Genomic DNA, 20,816 nt, shown 5'->3' with positions numbered 1-20,816 from the left:
CCTCTACTTCATCGATTATTGAGGGTACGCGACAGGGACGGCAGGTCATTAAGGTCGATGCCTTTAACCTGACGGGCCACCTGTGCAGGGTGATGTCGGGTGATGGAAAGTGCCGCTAAAACTGCCGGGAGCGACAAAACGATAAAAATGGCTGTTTGCCCAGGGAACACGCCGAGCAGCACGCCGCCCAGTGAAGAGCTGATAATAGCGCCGCTGCGACCAATGCCGTGCATCCAGCACACGCCGGTGGCACGCATTTCAGTGGGATAAAAGGCCGGAGAAAATGCCTGCAATCCGGTTTGCGCCCCGTTGATACAGACGCCAGCGAGGAACACCAGCAGCGCCAGCACATTCGGGCCAAAGCTCCAGATGCCCTGCGACACCAGGCAGAAGCTGCCCAGCAGATAGAACAGGGCGATAACGTATTTCGCTTTGAAACGGTCCATCAATCCGCCGACCATCAGGCCGCCAAAGGTGCCACCGAGCTGGAACAAGCCCGCGACAATCGCCGCGCGCTCCAGCGTTACGCCGCCAGAACGCAGGATGGTTGGCAGCCAGCCGTTCAGCAGGTAGATGACGAACAGACCCATGAAGTAGGTGAGCCACAACACCACCGTGCCGCCCGCATAGCCGCGGCTGAACAGCTGCAGCACCTGGGCTTTTTTCGGGATAATCGGCGCATTGAGCACAAAGGCGGTACCGGCGGAGAATTCGCCGCCGAGACGTTTGAGCACGGCTGCAATCTTGTCGCGACTGACTTTGCGCACCACCATGTACATCGCCGATTCCGGCAGCAGCCACAGCAGCAGTGGCAACATCAGCAACGGCAACAGGCCACCCAAACCCAGCACCGCTTGCCAGCCAAAGTGCGGCAGCATGCCGGCGGCGATGAATCCGCCCAATCCGGAACCGATATTAAACCCGCTGTACATCACGGTGATCATCAGGCTGCGGCGGCGTTCCGGCATGTATTCCGACACCAGCGTGACGCAGTTGGGCATCACCGCGCCGAGACCAAGGCCGGTGAGAAAACGTAACGCGCCCATTTCCAGCGGCGTACGGGCGAAGGCGCTCATCAGGCTGAAGCAGGCGAAGACGGCGATCGACAACAGCAGCACGCGCTTGCGGCCGAATTTGTCGGACCACGGACCGGCGATCAGCGCGCCAATCGCCACGCCGAACATCGCAGCGCCGAGAATCGGCCCCATTTCCGCGTGGCTGATTCCCCAGTCTTCAATTAGCGCGGGCGCAATGAAACCCATCGCTGCCGCGTCGTAGCCATCAAACATGATGATGATGAAACACAGGCTGAGGGTCAGCCACTGGTATCCGGTGATCGGGCGGGCGTCGATCCAGCCTTTTACATCGATAATGTCGTGATTGCTCATAGGATACGCTCTGATTTTTTTATTAATGACGTTATCGGGTTGAGATTTTATTCCGCCCTGACATGGGCCGGGGGCATCACTTTAACCCGATTGCAGGGGTAAGTTTTATAGTTTTTAGCTTTTAAAACAGCTTGTTGCATGTTTCAACTGTCTTGCTTCCATTACCAAATTAGGGATGGCATGCGACTTTGTCTGCCATAAAATGGTTATGAAGGTATGAGTTTTGTTTATTTGGTGAGCTGTGTCGGAAAATTGAGAAAGCGTATGAAGCGAGAGAAATTGCAGATATTGGGCTGGAGAAAAGCCAAGTTCAGAGCAGATTAAGGGGGATGTTTAACAGGAAGGAAGATGGAAAGCAGCGGAGAGCCGTTTGCGGCGCTCTCCGCTATGGATATTACATGCGCTCGACGGTTTTGATGCCCAGCGTGTCCAGACCTTGCTTCAGCGTTTTCGCGGTTAACGCGGCCAGCTGCAGACGGCTCTGACGGATGTTCTCGTCCTCGGCGGAGAGAATTGGGCAATGTTCGTAGAAGCCGGAGAACTGGCCGGCCAGATCGTACAGGTAAGCACACATCACGTGTGGCGTACCGTCGCGAGCGACCTGCGTAATCACTTCTTCGAACTGCAGCAGACGCGTAGCCAGCTGCGCTTCACGCTCTTCGGTCAGCACGATGTCACCGCTCAGGCTATCGGCATCAATACCGGCTTTGCGGAACACCGACAGCACGCGCGTGTAGGCGTATTGCATGTAAGGCGCGGTGTTACCTTCGAAGGCCAGCATGTTGTCCCAGTCGAAGATGTAATCGGTGGTGCGGCTTTTTGACAGGTCAGCGTATTTTACTGCGCCGATACCCACCACTTCCGACAGATCTTTCAGCTCTTGCGCTGACATCTCTGGATTCTTCTCGCTGACCAACGCATGCGCGCGTTCGACGGCTTCATCCAGCAAATCGGCGAGGCGAATCGTGCCGCCGCTGCGGGTTTTGAATGGACGACCATCTTTGCCCAGCATCATGCCGAACGCGTGATGCTCAAGCGGTACCGATTCCGGCACGTAACCGGCTTTACGCACGATGGTCCACGCCTGCTGCAGATGCTGATGCTGACGGGAATCGATGTAATAGAGCACACGATCGGCATGCAGGGTTTCGAAGCGGTATTTGGCGCAGGCGATGTCGGTGGTGGTGTAGAGATAGCCGCCATCTTTCTTCTGAATGATCACGCCCATCGGTTCGCCTTCCTTGTTTTTGAACTCATCAAGGAAAACTACCGTGGCGCCTTCGCTGGTCACCGCCAACCCTTTTTCACGCAGGTCGGCGACGATGCCCGGCAGCATGTCGTTGTACAGGCTTTCACCCATCACATCGTTGCGCGTCAGCGTCACGTTCAGGCGGTCATAGACCAGCTGGTTCTGGCTCATGGTGATATCGACCAGTTTCTTCCACATGCTGCGGCAATATTCATCGCCACCTTGCAGTTTCACCACGTAGTTACGTGCGCGTTCAGCGAAAGCTTCGTCGGCATCGTAGGTCACTTTGGCTTCGCGGTAGAAGGCTTCCAGGTCAGCCAGCGCAATCTCTTCATGGTGTTCGTTCTGCTGCTTTTCCAGATAGGCAATCAGCATACCGAACTGCGTGCCCCAGTCGCCGACGTGGTTGGCGCGGATGACTTTGTGGCCGAGGAACTCCAGCGTACGCACCGCGGCATCACCAATGATGGTGGAGCGAACGTGACCGACATGCATCTGCTTCGCCACGTTGGGCGCGGAGTAATCCACCACGATAGTTTGCGGCGCGACACTGCTCACACCGAGGCGCGGCAGCTGCAGCGCCTGTGCGGTTTGCGCCGCCAGCCATGCACGATCGAGGAAGATATTGATAAAGCCGGGACCGGCGATTTCGACTTTGCTGGCGATGCCGTTAAGATCCAGATGCTGAATTACCTGCTCAGCCAGTTGTCGCGGTGCCTGACCGAGCTTTTTCGCCACGGCCATCATACCGTTTGCCTGGTAATCACCGAACTGTACCTTCGCAGACTGACGAACCTGAGGTTCGCAATCGGCAGGCGCACCCGCCGCAATCATTGCCTGACTGACTTTGTCGGAAAGAAGAGCCTGAATATTCACCGCGTTACCTTCATATGCTGAAAAGGCCCGCCTGTAGGCGGCGAGCCGATGTCGTCATCCCGCAACTGCGCGGCGGGACGGAAAAATAAGAGGGGAAGTATACGTGAAATGTTAAAGTGAGTCAGCTATTCGGTATTGAGTGAGACGTACATCGGACCCTCAGCGCCGATTAACGGCGCCGTGGGTGACGACGAGGATTTTTAACGCTTTTGTCTTCACGCACCTTCCAATGGCGGGAAATTGCAAATCCCATTAATGCAATCAGGACCGCGACAACAATGAGCATAGACATAAGGCCGTTCCTTGTAGTTGTGAAACACAAATTTATAAGAAAGGGTATCAGGCTGCAATTGTTTGCAACTTAAATAAGAGTTATCTCATTGTATTAACTATCCTGAATAATAACAGAAGGTTAAGCTACTTTCATAAAGTAACTGCTGGACCTGTTTTGACGATAAATCCGAAATGAATGGTCTATTTATGCGGTTTTCAGCCTTTTTGACGCCTAAATCGGATGAATCCGACAATTTTGTCAAGCGGAATCAACGGCTAGCAAATTTCATATTGATTAGTAAACCTGAACTGAATTAGAGGTAAAACGTGATGCGGACCAACTTTCCTATGGAATTGGATGATTTAACACAAGACCTGGCTCGTTTTGAGCACTCTTTGGCGCTGTTTGCTAAACGTTTAGGCATTAACCTGGCTGAACATGAAGCCGATCACGTCGCGGTGCGCTGCCACCAGTATGCGACGGCAGAACGCTGGAAAACCGGACTGCTGCAAATCGGCACGCAGTTTTCTGAGGCCATGATCAATGGTCGCCCGATCTGCCTGTTCAAACTGCATCAGCCATTGAACCTCGCGGGCTGGCAAATCGATGTGATTGAACTGCCGTGGCCGGGTGAGAAACTGTATCGCCATGAAGGGTGGGAACACGTGGAGATTGTGCTGCGCGGTGAACCGGAAACGCTGGGTGTGCGCGCGATGGCGCTGCTCTCGGATGATGCGCTGACGCAGCCGGGCATCTCGTTCAAAACCAGCGCGCCTAAAGGTAAGAATGAGCGTTTGCCCAATCCGACACTGGCGGTGACGGATGGGCAAACCACCATCAAGTTTCATCCGTGGCGACTGGAAGAGATTGTCGCCAGCGAGCAGGCTTAACGGCGCGCTGCTACCGCCTGCTGCAAACGCGCCACCGCCTGTTTCAGCGTGGCGCGCGTACAGCCAAAGTTGAAGCGCACGAAATTATCGTCGCCAAAATCGTGACCCGGTGAAAAACCGAGGCCGTGCTGTTCGAAGTAGTCCATTGGGCTTGCGACATCCAGTTTGCTGGCGTCGATCCAACCGAGATAAGTCGCTTCCGGCGCGGCCATCTGCAGTTCTGGCAGCGCATTGACCTGCGCCACCAGCCAGTCGCGATTAGCGCGCAGATAATCCAGCTGCGCCGCCAGCCACTCATCGCCATCGCGCCACGCCGCTTCGGCCGCCACCAGCGCCAGAATATCCACGCCAGGCACAATGCCTTCGCGCACGCGTTTGAAGCGCGCGCGCAACTCTGGATTGGGAATGATCGCCATCGAGGCGCCCAATCCGGCAATATTGAAGGTTTTCGATGGCGAGATCAGCGTGATGCTGCGCTGTGCGGCATCTTCACTTAATGCTGCAAACGGAATGTGTTGCGCGCCGGGTGACAGCAACAGATCGCAGTGGATTTCATCCGAGCAGACGATCAAATCATGCTGCTGCGCAAACGCCAGCTGGGCTTCCAGCTCGTCACGACGATAAACCGTGCCGCCTGGATTCTGCGGATTACACAGCATCAGCAGGCGCTCATTGCCCTGCATGGCGCTGGCATCGAGATCCATCACCCAGCGATCGTCCTGTAAACGCAGCGGTGAATGCACCTGCGCGCGATCGGCCAGTCTTGCTGCACCGCGAAACGGCGGATAAATCGGCGTTGGGGAAACCGTGGATTCGCCCGATTCCGTGAATGCGCGGACCGAAAGATTCAAACCGCACACCACGCCAGGCAACAACACAATCCAGTCCGGCTCAATCTGCCAGTTGTAGCGCTGCGCTAAACGGGAAAGGGTGATATCAATCAATCCGGTTGGCGTTGCGCCATAGCCAAAAACGCCGTGCTCAGCACGCTGTTTAATGGCCTCAATCACACTCGGCGGCGAACGGAAATCGCTGTCCGCGACCCAGAGCGGCAGCACATCGCGATCACCATATTTGTGCCATTTCAAACTATCGCTGTGACGACGGTCTATCCATTGATTAAAATCGAATGCCATAGTGCGAGTTCCACGTAAACTGTCCAATTAAGTAGACTAACTGAAGCATTCATCCCGAGCCAGAAGTCATGAGAAGGAGCATGGTATGACGAAACTGGAAATTTGTTGCTACGGCATCGACTGCGCAATGACTGCGCAGCTGTCCGGTGCCGATCGCGTGGAGCTGTGCAGCGCACCGCGCGAAGGTGGGTTGACGCCTTCAGCCGGCGTGCTGGAAGCGGCACGTCGTGAAATTTCGATCCCGGTACATCCTATCGTCCGTCCGCGTGGCGGCGATTTTTGCTACACCAACTATGAGTTTGAGTCGATGAAATCGGACGTGGCGCTCATGCGTGAACTCGGTTTCCCCGGCTTAGTGATTGGCATGCTGGATGAAGATGCGCATGTCGATATCGCTCGTATGAAGCAGATTATGACGCTGTGTGACGGCATGGACGTCACCTTCCATCGCGCCTTTGATTTATGCCACAGTCCAAAACGCTCGCTTGAGGTGCTGGCTGATTTAGGCATCGCGCGCATCCTGACGTCTGGCCAGCAACAGAGCGCCGAAGCAGGAATTGCATTATTACGGGAACTAAATGAACACAGCACAGGTCCGATTATTATGGCCGGTGCGGGCGTCCGTTTGAGCAACATCCAGAAGTTCATCGACAGTGGATTGCAGGAAGTTCACAGCTCCGCCAGCCGTTTAGTCCCTTCGCCGATGCGCTACCGTAAAGCCGGTGTTTCAATGTGCTCCGAAGCGGAAACCGATGAATTCAGTCGCTATTGCGTTGATGGTGATGTGGTTGAAGCTATGAAAAGCATGACGCAGATGAGCGCCGTCCGGGTAGCCTGAATTCTCCCCGATTTTGCCGCGCAGCACGCCAGCTCAAATGACGTGATGTTTGCAAGTACCAACCCCAGTTCTTCTAACTGGGGTTCTTTTTATCTGCCATTCCTGCAGAGATAGCGTGATCGTGTAAATGATGCTTTGATTACTCTATGGTCTCGTACGGATAACCTTCATGAAATCCATCCCTTATACAGTTTTACTGCTGATTCTCCCTTACTGCGGTGTCGCGCTGGCGGTCAGCACGGCGTGTCCACCGATGAGCAAAAACATCACCAGCAGCAACAACTGGATCATGCTGGGTGGCGATGCTAAAGGCGCGGTGCGTCAGGTGGTGGCGGGCGAATTTGGCAAAGACGTGGACTCGCAAAAGCGCGTACTCGGCCAGTTTGATCAATGTGGCGATTTGATGGTGGCCGATATCTCCTACGACAAAAATGAAGGCAACGTCTTGCTGACGATGGAACAGCATATCGCCCGCGTCCAGCGCGGCTGGGTGGCGGAATATGCCTACATGGTCAAAGTGATCAAAGCGGGGCAGGAGGAAGTGGTCGATAACCGTCAGGGCACCATCAGCTGGCAAATCGGCCAGCACGGCAACATCGTCAGCTCATCCGATAAATTCACCAGCATGGGCAAAGATGGCTTTACCGATACCACTTACCGCTATGACAAACAGTTCAGAGTGGAAAAAAGCGTGGCGCGCGGCAGCGACAGCATGACCAACGGCGAAAGCAGCTGGCGCTGGAATCCACAAGGATTGGTGACTTCATCCAGCAGCGCGCGTAGCAAAGATACTTACAGCTACGATAACCAGTGGCGGGAACTGCGCCTGAACGGCACATCGACCACGCCAGTCAGTACGCTACGCTCGGTGGATGAGTGCCAACTGTGGGATGAAGTGGGCAACTGTACGCTCAGTTATCTGCATGAAACCGAAGTATTCGCCAAAGGCACCATTGAACGCCATCTCAGCTCCGCTTATAAATACCAATACTGGAACGCACCCAGCGAAACAGCCGCACAAGATTAAAGCAAAGCACACAAAACCCACATAAAGGCTGGAAACAAGGGCCGCGAAGTAAAGCTTCCGCCGCATGGATGCGGCGGCAGAGTCCACAGGGATGTGTCCACGACGCCTTTACGCAGCGGCCCTTGTTTTCAGCCTGAAACGCACCGGAGCAATAGAGATCATCGCATGACACTTATTCTATCTTTCCTCTTCGCCATCACCATTCTCACGCTCACGCCCGGTTTCGATACTGTACTAGTGCTGCGTTCCGCCGCCGCGCAAGGCTGGAAACGTGCATCGGCAACGGCGTTTGGCGTCACGCTGGGTTGCCTGGTGTGGGGAGTTGCGGTGGGGCTGGGATTGGGCGCGTTGCTGCTGGCTTCGGAAATGGCGTATAACATGCTGAAATGGATCGGTGCGGCCTATCTGCTCTATCTCGGCGTCAAATTACTCATTAACCCACGTACCCAAGCGGAAGAAGGTCAGCATGCGCAGAATAAAGAGCAAAGCTATGTTGCCTGCTTCACACGCGGGCTATTTGGCAACTTGTTAAACCCTAAAGTCGGCGTCTTCTACGTCACCTTCCTGCCGCAGTTCATCCCGGCGGGCGCATCGGTGCCGCTGTGGTGTACGCTGATGGCGCTCACACACATGGTGATTGGTTTGGTGTGGAATGCGGTGCTAATCGGCAGCAGCCAGTACTTTGCGACGCATTTACGCCGTCCGGCGGTGCTGAAAGTGATGGATCGCCTGACGGGCTGCGTCTTTATTGGCTTTGCCGCGAAGCTGGCGCTATCGCGGCGTTAAGCATTACGGCTTGCGCGCCACTAACACAGCACGCAACGGGGCGGGATAACCTTCAACGGTCTTACTGCTGTCATTCGGATCAAGGAACTCGGCCAGCGACTCGCTGGTCATCCAGCTGGTGCGACGCTGCTCTTCCACGGACGTCACCGCATAATCCGCGATGCGCACATCGACAAATCCGCACTTCTCCAGCCAGCTCTTCAGCGCCGCCGCTGAAGGGATAAAGTACACATTACGCATCTGCGCATAACGCTCACCCGGCACCAACACCGCGTTCTCATCGCCTTCAATCACCAGCGTCTCCAGCACCAACTCACCGTCGCTGACTAACTGATTTTTCAGCTGCATCAGGTGATCAAGCGGCGAACGGCGGTGATAAAGCACGCCCATTGAAAACACGGTATCAAACGCTTGTAACGCCGGCAGTTGCTCAATGCCGAGCGGCAGCAAATGCGCCCGACGATCGTCGCCCAACAGCTTACGCACCGCTTCAAACTGGCACAAAAACAGCTGCATCGGATCGATGCCGACCACCAACTTCGCGCCCGCGCCAATCATGCGCCACATGTGATAACCGCTGCCGCAGCCGACATCCAAAACCGTGCGATGCTGCAACGGCGAAATGTGCGGCAACACGCGATCCCATTTCCAGTCGGAACGCCATTCGGTATCGATCTCGGTGCCGTACAGCGAATAGGGACCTTTGCGCCACGGCATCAAATTGCGCAGCAGATTCTCAATGCCCAGACGCTGACGATCGGTCAGATCCTCAACATCCGCACTCACGCTGTGCAACAAATCCAGCTTCTGCGGCGTCAGCAGCGGCAGATAATCAACGGACTTCTCCCAGTCGCGAAACTTACCGTGCAAATTCTCACGCTGCCATGCGGCAACTTGCGCCGGTAACACTTCCAACCAACTGGCCAGCGGGCCGGTGGCAATCTGCTGATAAAAACGGCCAAACTCAATCATTTCAACGCCACCAACGAACCAAAATTAAAGCACTGGAACCACAACTCCGCATGTTTGAAACCGGCGGTTTTCAGTCGCGCCTTATGCGCTTCGACGCTATCGGTCAGCATCACGTTCTCGAGCATGCTGCGTTTCTGGCTGATCTCCAGCTCGCTGTAACCGTTAGCGCGTTTGAAATCGTGATGCATGTTAAACAGCAACTCACCGACATCGGCATCTTCAAAGCTGAACTTCTCCGACAGCACCAGCGCGCCGCCCGGATTCAATCCATTAACGATCTTCTTCAGCAGCTCGAGGCGGGCCGGCGGCTCAAGGAATTGCAGGGTAAAGTTCAGCACCACCAACGAGGCGTTCTCAATGTGGATATCCTGAATATCCGCTTCGATCACCTGTACCGGCGTATCCGCGCGGAAAGCATCGATGTGGCGACGGCAACGCTCAACCATCGCCGGCGAATTATCTACAGCAATAATCTGGCAGCCAGGCACATGTATATTGCGGCGCACCGACAATGTGGCGGCACCCAGCGAACAGCCAAGATCGTAAACCTGGCTATTCGGCTGAACGAAGCGTTCTGCCAGCATGCCAATCATCGAAATGATGTTGGAATAACCCGGCACCGAGCGCTGAATCATATCGGGAAAAACTTCAGCTACGCGCTCGTCAAAGGTCCAGTCGCCCAGCTTATCGATGGGCGCGGAAAATAGCGTATCGCGATCAGACATAATGAAAGGTCCGGAGAGAAAACGGAAAGGGCGCTATTTTGGCAGAAACGCGGCCAGGCTGCACCCTTTGCGTTGCGTCTAAAACAGGCTTGATTGCTGCGGCCAGTCGGGCAGATCGCGTAACGATGGCTCCAGCTGCTGCAACTGTGGCCACAACGCCTGAATCAGCGGAAACACCTCGCCCATATCCGGCGTGTGAATAAACAGCATAGGATCGCTATCCAGCTGCCACGCTTGCAGCTTGCTGTGCCACGGCTGGAACAGCGGCACGCTCTCCGCCGCGCTATCGCTACCAATGAAACGCACCATCGGTTGCGAACCGGTGCGCACCGCATGCGGTGGCACGCGCGGCTTTTTCGATCGCGCATCCACGGCGGCGGCGGTTTGTGAGGTTGAAGCATGCACCGGACGGCTATCTAAAATTACCCGATTAACGCCACGATCCAGTAAACCGCGATTCAGCGCGCGTTCGGCTTCACCTTTGGCAAAAAACGCCTGATGCCGCACCTCAACGCCATAGCGGAAATTGCGTGGCAAACTGTCGAGAAAGGACCATAAATCAACCAGCTGTGCCGGTGAAAACGCGGCGGGTAGCTGTAGCCAATATTGACCAATGCGTGTGCTCAGCGGATCGAGCAGGCGGAAAAACTCCGTCAGCAACTCATCGCAATCGCGCAGCGCCGCTTTATGGCTGATGCTATCGGGAAACTTAAAGCAGAAACGAAAATCGTCGTGCGTCATATCGCGCCAGCGCAGCACCACTTCCGGCTTTGGCAACGCATACAGCGTGGTATTGCCTTCGACACAACCAAACAGCTGCGCGTAGTCGGCTAAGGTCTCAATGCCGAACTGTTTCCATTGCGCGTGCTGCCATTGCGGTAATCCTATGCGAAGTGTCAACGCGAACTCCTGAATCCTTTAGGGGCGGGAAAGGGCGGCTTAATGTACCCTGTTTTGATGTCGGCAGGAAAAACAGCGCGATAAAGCATAATGTTTTGTCCGCTTTGATCGGGCTCCACTTATCCTGCCTGGGTTTTTCCATTATAATAGCCGCCTTTTTTGCGACAGCATCTCAGAAGGTTACGCGGCCTGATGTTGTCTGGCAGCAGCGGCGAAGTTAAAAGGATACGTTATGCGTACAGAATATTGCGGACAGCTCAATCTGTCTCACGTGGGTCAGCAAGTCACTCTCTGCGGCTGGGTAAATCGCCGTCGCGATCTGGGTAGCCTGATTTTTATCGATATGCGTGACCGTGAAGGTATCGCACAGGTGTTCTTCGATGCCGATCGTCAGGACGCTTTCCAGCTGGCATCTGAGCTGCGTAACGAATTCTGTATCCAGATCACCGGCACCGTGCGTGCACGTGACGAAAAGAATAAAAACAGCGACATGGCAACCGGCGAAGTCGAAGTGTTTGCTCATGAGCTCAACATCATCAACCGTGCTGAACCGCTGCCGCTGGACTCTAACCAGGTGAACAGCGAAGAAGCGCGCCTGACCTATCGCTATCTGGACCTGCGTCGTCCGGAAATGGCGCAGCGTTTGAAAACCCGCGCTAAAATTACCAGCTTCGTGCGTCGCTTTATGGACGACCAGGGCTTCCTCGATATCGAAACGCCAATGCTGACCAAAGCTACGCCTGAAGGCGCGCGTGACTATCTGGTGCCAAGCCGTGTGCATAAAGGCAAATTCTACGCGCTGCCGCAGTCGCCACAGCTGTTCAAACAGCTGCTGATGATGTCGGGTTTTGACCGCTACTATCAGATCGTTAAGTGTTTCCGTGACGAGGATCTGCGTGCCGATCGTCAGCCAGAATTCACCCAGATCGACGTGGAAACCTCTTTCATGACCGCCGAGCAGGTGCGTGAAAAGATGGAACGTCTGATTCGTGAACTGTGGATCAACATCAAAGGCGTGGATCTCGGTGACTTCCCGCAGATGACCTTTGCGGAAGCGATGAACCGTTACGGTTCCGATAAGCCAGACCTGCGTAACCCGATGGAGCTGGTGGACGTTGCCGATCTGCTGAAAAACGTGGAGTTCCAGGTGTTTGCCGGTCCGGCCAACGATGCCAAAGGCCGCGTGGCGGCCCTGCGCGTACCGGGCGGCGCTGCGCTGACGCGTAAGCAAATCGATGAGTACGGCGAATTTGTCAAAATCTACGGCGCCAAGGGTCTGGCGTGGATGAAGATCAACGAACGCGCCAAAGGCTTCGAAGGCGTTCAAAGCCCGGTTGCCAAGTTCCTCAGCGCAGAAATCGTTGAAGACATTCTCGACCGCACGGGCGCACAAGATGGCGATCTGATCTTCTTCGGGGCGGACCGCGCTAAAGTGGTAGCAGATGCGCTGGGCGCGCTGCGTCTGAAGGTGGGCCGCGATCTGCAGATCACTGATGACAAAGCCTGGGCGCCATTGTGGGTAATCGACTTCCCCATGTTTGAGGAAGATGAAGAGGGCGGCCTGGCAGCGATGCACCATCCGTTCACGTCGCCGAAAGACCTGAGCGCAGAAGAGCTGGCAACCGATCCGGTACAAGCGGTGGCCAATGCCTACGATATGGTGATTAACGGCTACGAAGTGGGCGGCGGTTCCGTACGTATCCACAGCGGAAAAATGCAGCAGACGGTATTCAGTATTCTCGGTATCACCGAAGAAGAGCAGCGTGAGAAGTTTGGCTTCCTGCTCGACGCACTGAAATACGGTACGCCGCCGCACGCGGGCCTGGCGTTCGGTCTGGATCGTCTGACCATGCTGTTGACCGGCACCGATAACATCCGTGATGTGATCGCGTTCCCGAAAACCACTGCCGCCGCATGCATGATGACCGAAGCCCCAAGCGAAGCCAATCCAGCTGCGTTGCTGGACCTCGGCATTCTGGTGGCGCCGAAGAAAGAAAAGACAGAGAACAAGTAATGGGCTTTAAACATCCGGTTTCGGTGCTGGTGGTGATTTTTGCCCGCGATACCGGCCGGGTGTTAATGCTGCAGCGACGTGATGACGACAGCTTCTGGCAATCGGTCACTGGCAGCCTGGAAGCGGGCGAAACCCCGCGCCAGGCGGCTCAGCGCGAAGTGTTAGAAGAACTTGCCATCGATATTGCGCACGAAAAGTTAGTGCTGGACGATTGCCACAAGCAAATCGAGTTTGAGATCTTCCCGCACTATCGCCATCGTTACGCACCGGGCACCACGCACAATCGCGAACACTGGTTCAGATTGGCGATACCCGCAGAGCGCGACCTGCTGCTCACCGAGCATCTCGCCGCGCGCTGGCTCGACCCCGCCGCTGCCGCAGCCCTCACCAAGTCCTGGAGTAACCGCCAGGCAATTGAAGAATTTATCTGAATGCTCGCCGCCGCGCGTTTTTCCCGTGGCGAATGCATTAAGTTTTATGAATCTGGTGTGTTTGATACCAACGCACCGAACAATATCGAACAGTCAGGCGTAATCGGCGCCGCGAGGTTGTTCACCGCCAGCGCACAGCAACCGGAGCGTACTTTTGTACGTGAGGATTGCGAGCACTGCCGGGGGACAAGATCGCAAGTAAGATAGCCTGCACCCAGTAAAAGATCGGAGATAATGTAAGATGGCTGGACACAGTAAATGGGCGAACACCAAGCACCGCAAGGCTGCTCAGGACGCTAAGCGCGGTAAAATCTTCACCAAAATCATTCGCGAGCTGGTCACCGCCGCGAAGCTGGGCGGTGGCGATGCGGGTTCTAACCCACGTCTGCGCGCAGCGATGGACAAAGCGCTGTCTAACAACATGACGCGCGACACCATGAACCGTGCTATCGCACGCGGCGTGGGCGGTGAAGATGATTCCAACATGGAAACCATCATTTATGAAGGTTACGGTCCGGGCGGCTCAGCAGTAATGATTGAGTGCCTGAGCGACAACCGTAACCGTACCGTGGGCGAAGTGCGCCATGCCTTCACCAAAACCGGTGGCAACCTCGGTACTGACGGTTCTGTTGCTTACCTGTTCAGCAAAAAGGGTGTTATCTCCTTCGCGCCAGGTCAGGACGAAGATGCAGTAATGGAAGCGGCGCTGGAAGCCGGTGCAGAAGACGTTGTGGCCTATGACGACGGCGCGATTGATGTCTTCACCGCATGGGAAGAGATGGGTGCAGTGCGTGATGCGCTGGAAGCGGGCGGTCTGAAAGCTGACTCGGCTGAAGTCTCGATGATCCCTTCCACCAAAGCCGAAATGGATGCCGAAACTGCGCCGAAACTGCTGCGCCTGATCGACATGCTGGAAGACTGTGACGACGTGCAGGAAGTTTACCATAACGGTGAAATCTCTGATGAGATCGCAGAAACGCTGTAATGGCGTTGCTTAAAACCCCACTCACCGGAGACGCGCTGTGGCGATAATTCTCGGGATCGATCCCGGCTCGCGCGTCACCGGTTACGGTGTTATCCGCCAAACCGGCCGCCAGCTTACCTATCTGGGCAGCGGCTGTATCCGCACCAGCGTCACCGATTTGCCGACGCGCCTCAAACTGATCTACGCAGGCGTTAGCGAAATCATCACGCAGTTCTCACCCGACTATTTCGCCATCGAGCAGGTGTTTATGGCGAAGAATGCGGACTCAGCGCTCAAGCTGGGCCAGGCGCGCGGTGCAGCGATTGTCGCGGCGGTGAATCATGATTTGCCGGTGTTTGAATATGCGGCGCGTCAGGTGAAGCAAACCGTCACCGGCACCGGCGGCGCAGAGAAAAGTCAGGTACAGCATATGGTGCGAACCTTGCTGAAACTGCCAGCCAATCCGCAAGCGGATGCCGCCGATGCGCTGGCCATCGCCATCACGCATTGCCATATGAGCCAAAATGCGGTGCGTATGAGTGACACCAAATTGGTGATGACGCGCGGGCGCATGCGATCGGGTTAGCAAACGCCAAGGCTGGATATTCATCCAGCCTTTTTTATGCTATAAACTCAGGCTTACTTACAGATTAAGGAACTGCTCAGGTGATTGGTCGTTTACGAGGCAACATTCTGGAAAAACAGCCGCCGCTGGTGTTGATTGAGGCGCATGGTGTCGGTTATGAAGTGCACATGCCAATGACCTGCTTTTACGAGCTGCCGGAGATCAATCAGGAAGCGATCATCTTCACCCAGTTCGTGGTGCGTGAAGATGCGCAGCTGCTGTTCGGTTTTAACAACAAGCAGGAACGCACGCTGTTCCGCGAGCTGGTCAAGGTGAATGGCGTTGGGCCTAAACTGGCGCTGGCGATTTTGTCGGGCATGTCAGCGCAGCAATTTGTGACTGCCGTTGAGCGACAAGAGATTGCCTCTCTGATCAAACTGCCGGGCGTGGGTAAAAAAACCGCTGAGCGTTTGATTGTGGAGATGAAAGATCGCTTTATCGGCATGCACGGCGATCTGTTTGGTGGTGATTCAACCTTTACGTTGACCACGCCTTCCGCCGCACAAGACAATAACGATGCTGAAGCCGAAGCGGTTTCAGCGCTGGTGGCTCTCGGCTATAAACCGCAGGAAGCCAGCCGGATGATCAGCAAAGTCGGTAAACCGGATGCAGATTGCGAAACCCTGATTCGTGAAGCCCTGCGCGCAGCTATTTGAGGTAAAGCATGATTGAAGCCGATCGCCTGGTCTCGGGCAGTTCCTTTAACGAAGAAGAAACGCTCGATCGTGCCATTCGTCCCAAGCTGCTGACTGAATATGTTGGTCAGCCGCAGGTACGCGAGCAGATGGAGATTTTCATCCAGGCGGCGAAACTGCGTGGCGATGCCCTCGATCATCTGCTGATTTTCGGCCCGCCGGGATTGGGTAAAACCACGCTGGCTAATATTGTCGCCAACGAAATGGGCGTCAATCTGCGCACGACCTCCGGACCGGTGCTGGAAAAAGCCGGCGATCTGGCGGCGATGCTTACCAATCTTGAGCCGCATGATGTGCTGTTTATCGATGAGATCCATCGCCTGTCGCCGGTGGTTGAAGAAGTGCTGTATCCGGCGATGGAAGATTATCAATTGGATATCATGATCGGTGAAGGTCCCGCGGCGCGTTCGATTAAGCTCGATCTGCCGCCGTTTACCCTGATTGGCGCCACCACGCGCGCCGGTTCTTTAACCTCGCCACTGCGTGACCGCTTCGGCATCGTGCAGCGCCTTGAGTTCTACAACGTCCCCGATCTGCAGCACATCGTTGGCCGTAGCGCGGCCTGTCTTGGCCTGGCGTTGAGTGAAGAGGGCGCGTTAGAGATTGCACGTCGTGCGCGCGGTACGCCGCGTATCGCAAACCGCCTGCTGCGCCGCGTGCGTGACTTTGCGGAAGTGCGTGCCAACGGCAATCTGAGCGGCGAAGTGTCAGCCAGCGCGCTGGATATGCTTAACGTCGACAGCCAGGGTTTTGATTATATGGATCGCAAATTGCTGCTGGCGATTATCGATAAGTTCTCGGGTGGTCCGGTTGGCTTAGATAATCTGGCTGCGGCAATCGGCGAAGAGCGTGAAACTATCGAAGATGTGATTGAACCCTTCCTGATCCAGCAAGGATTCATTCAACGCACGCCACGCGGCCGAATGGCAACGCAGCATGCTTATAAACACTTTAGCATCAGTCGCGAAGAGTAACCGGCGTTATGCCGCCGGTTTTTTTGCCATGCTGATGATGAACAACACCGCGGCGCATAACACTACCGAAGGACCGGCTGGCGTATCATAGGTGGCGGAGAAGGTGAGTCCGCCGGTCACCGCGATAATACCGGCAATCACCGCAAAACCGGCCATCTGTTCCGGTGAGCGCGAGAAGCGACGTGCCGTCGCCGCCGGGATAATCAGCAGCGATGTAATGATCAAGGCACCCACAAACTTCATTGCCACGCCGATGGTTAATGCCGTCACCAGCATCAGCATCAAACGCGTGCGCTGAATGTTGACGCCATCGACCTGCGCCAGCTCCGGGCTGATGGTCATCGACAACAGTGAATTCCACTGCCACGCCATCACCGCCAGTACAATCGCCACGCCGCCGCCCATCATCCATAAGTCATCGGGCGTCACCGCCAGCAGATCGCCAAACAGATAAGCCATCAGGTCAACACGCACGCCTTGCATCAGACTGACAACCACTAGACCCAACGACAGCGCGCTGTGCGCCATAATACCGAGCAGAGTGTCGATGGCCAGATGCGGGCGACGCTCCAGCCACACCAATCCCAATGCCAGACACACGGTCACCAAAATCACCGCATAGTAGGGATTCACGTTAAGCAGCAAACCAAACGCCACACCCAGCAAGGATGCATGCGCAAGCGTATCGCCAAAGTAGGACATACGGCGCCAAACCACAAACGAGCCAAGTGGACCGGCTGCCAGCGCCAGCAAAACGCCGCCAAGCCAGCCAGGTAATAACAGTTCAATCATGACGGGCCATTTCCTTTGCGCAGAACAATGCGTCCCTGTAAATCGTGACGGTGATTATGATGATGACGATAAATCGCCAACTGCTGCGCGCCGCGTGGGCCAAACATCGCAATAAATTCGGGATGTTGTGACACCGCTTCTGGCGTGCCGGAACAGCAGATGTGATGGTTGAGACACAACACTTCGTCGGTTTTCGCCATCACCAGATGCAGGTCGTGTGAAACCATCAGCACACCGCAATTTAATTCACGGCGCAATTGATCGATCAAATCGTAAAGCGCAACCTGGCCGTTGACGTCAACGCCTTGAGTTGGTTCATCGAGTACTAGCAACTGCGGCTCATTAAGCAATGCGCGCGCCAGCAGCACTCGCTGGGTTTCACCGCCGGAGAGTTTTTGCAGCGTCGCGTGCAGCAGATGTCCAGCCTGAACGCGCTTCAGCGCCGGCAAAATGGCATCGCGTTTGGTGCCACGGGACAAACGCATAAAGCGTTCTACGGTGATCGGTAATGTCGGGTCAATGTGCAATTTTTGCGGCACATAACCGATACGCAAATCAGTGGCACGCTTGACGCTGCCGCTGGTGGGTTTGAGCAGCCCCAGCACCGCGCGCACCAGCGTGGATTTGCCGGCGCCATTCGGGCCGAGCAGCGTGAGAATTTTTCCCGGCTCAAGTGTAAGGCTAATGCCTGCAAGCACTGGACGCTGGGAGAATTTCACAGAAATGTTTTCAAGGGTAACAAGTGGCGGCATGTTATTTACGGGTTGCATTGAATTTCGAATGTTATAATATCACATTCCATCAACGGGTCACGATGGAATGACGTATTATGTTACACAATAAAAAGCGCCTTATTTTCACCCTTACTGCTGCGGCAATTGCCGCCACAAGCGCGTTACCCGCGCACTCTGCAGTTGTCGCTTCAATCAAACCTCTCGGATTTATCGCAGCGGCTATCGCAGATGGCATTACGCCGGTTGAAGTATTGCTGCCTGATGGCGCATCAGAGCATGATTATGCCTTACGTCCTTCCGATGTAAAACGTATTAAAAACGCAGACTTAGTTGTATGGACCGGGCCAGAAATGGAAGCCTTTCTAACGAAGTCCGCGGCCGAATTACCCGCCAATAAAAACCTCGAAATTGCCGCTTTGCCGGGTATAAAACCGCTTTTGATTAGCGGCGACGATGACGATGATGAACATGAGCACGGTCACGATCACGATCATGACTCAGAAAACTCCGAACACCAGGACGTGTCTCATGCGCATCATCACCACGGACAGTTTAATATGCACCTGTGGATGTCTCCTGACATGGCCTTACAAACTGCGGTTGCAATCCATGGAAAATTATTGGAACTTATGCCGCAAAGCAAAGCCAAACTTGACGCTAATCTGCAGGAATTTAAGGCAGAATTAGCCGATGCAGACAAACACATCGGCGCGCAACTCGCGCCTGTGCGGAACAAGGGTTATTTCGTTTTTCACGACGCTTACAGCTACTTTGAAAAACATTACGGTTTGTCGCCTTTAGGTCATTTTACCGTCAATCCTGAGATTCAGCCGGGCGCCCAGCGTTTACATCAAATACGAACACAGTTGGTTGAGCAGAAAGCCGTTTGCGTTTTCGCTGAACCACAATTCAGACCGGCCGTCATCGATGCCGTGTCCCGTGGAACTTCCGTGCGTAAAGGCACGTTAGATCCATTGGGAATGGACATCAGCTTATCTAAAGACAGCTACGTGAAATTCCTTTCACAGTTGTCGAGCCAGTATGCGAGCTGCCTGAATGGAGCATGAGGAATAGGTAAAAGTGCAGCAGATAGCCCGCTCTGTCGCCCTCGCATTTAATAATTTGCCGCGCCCCCACCGCGTTATGCTGGGTTCATTAACCGTTGTTACGTTGGCCGTCGCCGTATGGCGGCCTTACGTTTACCATCCGCGTGATGTTGCGCCCATCGTGAAAACCATCGCGTTGGATAAAGACGAACTGCGTACGCTGTTGCCCGAAGCCAGCGAGCCGATTGACCAGACGACGGAAGAGCCAGCCGACGATATTCCTGCTGACGATATCGATAAAGACGTTCCGGACAATCCCAACGTACATGATTACACCGTCTCTTCAGGCGATACGCTGAGCAGCGCGTTAAATCAGTACGGCATTGAGATGGGCGACATCAATGCACTGGTCAGCAGCGATAAAGATTTGCGCAACATGCGCGTCGGCCAGCAACTGAGCTGGACGCTGGATGCCGATGGTCAACTGCAAACCTTCAGCTGGGAAATCGATCGTCGTGAAACCCGTACTTATCAGCGCGCCGATAACGGCAGCTTTAAGATGCAGCAGGAGCTGCAAAAGGGTGAATGGCGTAACAGCGTCTTGAAAGGTGAAGTACGCGGTAGCTTTGCCGCCAGCGCGCAACGTGCGGGTTTGACCAGCGCAGAAACCAGCAACGTCATTAAAGCGATGCAGTGGCAAATGGACTTCCGCAAACTGCGGGCCGGTGATGATTTCAGTGTATTGATGTCACGTGAAATGCTCGATGGCAAAAGTGCTCAAAGCCAACTTCTGGGCGTGCGTTTACGCACCGGCGGCAAAGATTATTACGCCTTCCGCGCGGAAGACGGCAAGTTCTACGATCGCAACGCGTCTGGGTTAGCGCGTGGCTTTATGCGTTTCCCGACGGTTAAGCAGTATCGTGTTTCTTCTAACTTCAATCCGCGTCGCCTTAACCCAGTAACCGGACGCATTGCACCGCATAAAGGTGTCGACTTCGCGCTGCCGATTGGTACGCCCGTGTTAGCCGTGGGTGATGGTGAAGTGGTGATGGCGAAAAACGGCGGTGCTGCCGGAAATTACGTGGCAATTCGTCACGGTCGTCAGTACATGACGCGTTATATGCACTTGAGTAAAGCGCTGGTGAAACCAGGACAAAAAGTGAAACGCGGCGATCGTATTGCGCTTTCGGGTAACACCGGACGTTCAACCGGCCCGCATCTGCACTATGAAGTATGGATCAACAATCAGGCAGTGAATCCATTGACGGCAAAACTGCCGCGCATGGAAGGGCTGACGGGTAAAGATCGCAGCACTTACATGGCGCAAGTCAAAACCTGGTTGCCGCAGTTGACGTTGAAATAACGCATTATTGCGCGTAACACTAAAAAACCGACGGATTCTTCGTCGGTTTTTTGCTATCTGGCGCATGAAGATTGCAAAATTAACCATCGTCACTATTATTGACCGGTCATTGTCAGA

The 20,816-nt window shown here is 54.8% G+C and carries 21 protein-coding genes; 12 read left to right on the top strand and 9 right to left on the bottom strand.

Annotated elements, in window-relative coordinates; genetic code table 11:
- Positions 1-8: 8 nt before the first annotated feature.
- From AC6I8A_RS11395 to AC6I8A_RS11385, 3 genes are all read right to left on the bottom strand, one after another.
- Complete coding sequence (locus AC6I8A_RS11395) at positions 9-1,388, bottom strand: MFS transporter (protein ID WP_061718574.1); 1,380 nt, start codon at positions 1,386-1,388, stop codon at positions 9-11.
- 394 nt (positions 1,389-1,782) lie between these two features.
- Positions 1,783-3,513 (bottom strand): arginine--tRNA ligase, encoded by a 1,731-nt coding sequence (gene argS / locus AC6I8A_RS11390; RefSeq protein ID WP_256696633.1) that lies wholly within the window; start codon positions 3,511-3,513, stop codon positions 1,783-1,785.
- Between the two features lie 169 nt (positions 3,514-3,682).
- Positions 3,683-3,805 carry a hypothetical protein gene (locus tag AC6I8A_RS11385; RefSeq protein WP_007889544.1) on the bottom strand — a complete coding sequence of 41 codons (123 nt, stop codon included), beginning with the start codon at positions 3,803-3,805 and terminating at the stop codon, positions 3,683-3,685.
- 311 nt (positions 3,806-4,116) lie between these two features.
- On the opposite strand from AC6I8A_RS11385, the gene AC6I8A_RS11380 reads away from it, so the two are divergent.
- Positions 4,117-4,677, top strand: a complete 561-nt coding sequence (locus tag AC6I8A_RS11380) for a VOC family protein (RefSeq protein ID WP_497818510.1) — start codon at positions 4,117-4,119, stop codon at positions 4,675-4,677.
- On the opposite strand, the gene AC6I8A_RS11375 is transcribed toward AC6I8A_RS11380, so the two are convergent.
- Positions 4,674-5,813, bottom strand: a complete 1,140-nt coding sequence (locus AC6I8A_RS11375) for a MalY/PatB family protein (protein ID WP_497818509.1) — start codon at positions 5,811-5,813, stop codon at positions 4,674-4,676. The two genes, AC6I8A_RS11380 and AC6I8A_RS11375, sit on opposite strands and share 4 nt — an antisense overlap.
- Before the next feature lie 85 nt (positions 5,814-5,898).
- Here AC6I8A_RS11375 and cutC point away from each other — a divergent pair, with 85 nt between their 5' ends.
- From cutC to AC6I8A_RS11360, 3 genes are all read left to right on the top strand, one after another.
- Positions 5,899-6,651, top strand: a complete 753-nt coding sequence (cutC, locus tag AC6I8A_RS11370) for a copper homeostasis protein CutC (RefSeq protein ID WP_497818508.1) — start codon at positions 5,899-5,901, stop codon at positions 6,649-6,651.
- A gap of 169 nt (positions 6,652-6,820) precedes the next feature.
- Complete coding sequence (locus AC6I8A_RS11365) at positions 6,821-7,678, top strand: hypothetical protein (protein ID WP_497818507.1); 858 nt, start codon at positions 6,821-6,823, stop codon at positions 7,676-7,678.
- Positions 7,679-7,843: 165 nt separating this feature from the next.
- Complete coding sequence (locus AC6I8A_RS11360; protein WP_265297830.1) at positions 7,844-8,464, top strand: LysE family translocator; 621 nt, start codon at positions 7,844-7,846, stop codon at positions 8,462-8,464.
- A gap of 3 nt (positions 8,465-8,467) precedes the next feature.
- Here the strand turns inward: AC6I8A_RS11360 and cmoB are convergent, their stop codons facing one another.
- From cmoB to AC6I8A_RS11345, 3 genes are all read right to left on the bottom strand, one after another.
- On the bottom strand, positions 8,468-9,436 hold the full coding sequence (gene cmoB, locus AC6I8A_RS11355) for a tRNA 5-methoxyuridine(34)/uridine 5-oxyacetic acid(34) synthase CmoB (protein WP_008110498.1): 969 nt from the start codon (positions 9,434-9,436) through the stop codon (positions 8,468-8,470).
- Entirely contained in the window at positions 9,433-10,161 is a 729-nt protein-coding gene (gene cmoA, locus AC6I8A_RS11350; protein ID WP_097097065.1) for a carboxy-S-adenosyl-L-methionine synthase CmoA, read from the bottom strand. The genes cmoB and cmoA overlap by 4 nt, the downstream gene beginning before the upstream one ends.
- A 78-nt stretch (positions 10,162-10,239) precedes the next feature.
- Entirely contained in the window at positions 10,240-11,061 is an 822-nt protein-coding gene (locus AC6I8A_RS11345; RefSeq protein ID WP_256696627.1) for a DUF72 domain-containing protein, read from the bottom strand.
- 232 nt (positions 11,062-11,293) lie between these two features.
- On the opposite strand from AC6I8A_RS11345, the gene aspS reads away from it, so the two are divergent.
- The 6 genes from aspS to ruvB all read left to right on the top strand — a co-directional run bounded on the left by aspS (position 11,294) and on the right by ruvB (position 16,764).
- Positions 11,294-13,075, top strand: a complete 1,782-nt coding sequence (gene aspS / locus AC6I8A_RS11340; RefSeq protein ID WP_436332008.1) for an aspartate--tRNA ligase — start codon at positions 11,294-11,296, stop codon at positions 13,073-13,075.
- Positions 13,075-13,506 (top strand): dihydroneopterin triphosphate diphosphatase, encoded by a 432-nt coding sequence (gene nudB / locus AC6I8A_RS11335; RefSeq protein WP_436332009.1) that lies wholly within the window; start codon positions 13,075-13,077, stop codon positions 13,504-13,506. Before aspS ends, nudB begins: the two co-directional genes overlap by 1 nt.
- A 241-nt stretch (positions 13,507-13,747) precedes the next feature.
- Entirely contained in the window at positions 13,748-14,491 is a 744-nt protein-coding gene (locus AC6I8A_RS11330; protein WP_008110488.1) for a YebC/PmpR family DNA-binding transcriptional regulator, read from the top strand.
- A 37-nt stretch (positions 14,492-14,528) separates the two neighbouring features.
- Complete coding sequence (gene ruvC / locus AC6I8A_RS11325; RefSeq protein ID WP_256696625.1) at positions 14,529-15,056, top strand: crossover junction endodeoxyribonuclease RuvC; 528 nt, start codon at positions 14,529-14,531, stop codon at positions 15,054-15,056.
- Positions 15,057-15,136: 80 nt separating this feature from the next.
- On the top strand, positions 15,137-15,751 hold the full coding sequence (ruvA, locus tag AC6I8A_RS11320) for a Holliday junction branch migration protein RuvA (protein WP_007889559.1): 615 nt from the start codon (positions 15,137-15,139) through the stop codon (positions 15,749-15,751).
- Between the two features lie 8 nt (positions 15,752-15,759).
- Entirely contained in the window at positions 15,760-16,764 is a 1,005-nt protein-coding gene (ruvB, locus tag AC6I8A_RS11315; protein ID WP_256696624.1) for a Holliday junction branch migration DNA helicase RuvB, read from the top strand.
- 6 nt (positions 16,765-16,770) lie between these two features.
- Here ruvB and znuB read toward each other — a convergent pair whose 3' ends face one another.
- Both znuB and znuC read right to left on the bottom strand, forming a co-directional pair.
- Entirely contained in the window at positions 16,771-17,556 is a 786-nt protein-coding gene (znuB, locus tag AC6I8A_RS11310; RefSeq protein WP_061718584.1) for a zinc ABC transporter permease subunit ZnuB, read from the bottom strand.
- On the bottom strand, positions 17,553-18,308 hold the full coding sequence (gene znuC / locus AC6I8A_RS11305) for a zinc ABC transporter ATP-binding protein ZnuC (protein WP_036650204.1): 756 nt from the start codon (positions 18,306-18,308) through the stop codon (positions 17,553-17,555). Before znuC ends, znuB begins: the two co-directional genes overlap by 4 nt.
- 77 nt (positions 18,309-18,385) lie before the next feature.
- Here znuC and znuA point away from each other — a divergent pair, with 77 nt between their 5' ends.
- On the top strand, positions 18,386-19,357 hold the full coding sequence (gene znuA, locus AC6I8A_RS11300) for a zinc ABC transporter substrate-binding protein ZnuA (protein WP_256696623.1): 972 nt from the start codon (positions 18,386-18,388) through the stop codon (positions 19,355-19,357).
- Between the two features lie 13 nt (positions 19,358-19,370).
- Positions 19,371-20,699 carry a murein DD-endopeptidase MepM gene (gene mepM / locus AC6I8A_RS11295; protein WP_265297855.1) on the top strand — a complete coding sequence of 443 codons (1,329 nt, stop codon included), beginning with the start codon at positions 19,371-19,373 and terminating at the stop codon, positions 20,697-20,699.
- Positions 20,700-20,816 lie beyond the last annotated feature (117 nt).

This window comes from Pantoea sp. X-Soil-ISGK-275, assembly GCF_059730795.1.
Note: the sequence above shows the minus strand (reverse complement) of the source record. Positions and strands in the feature narration are given on the sequence as shown.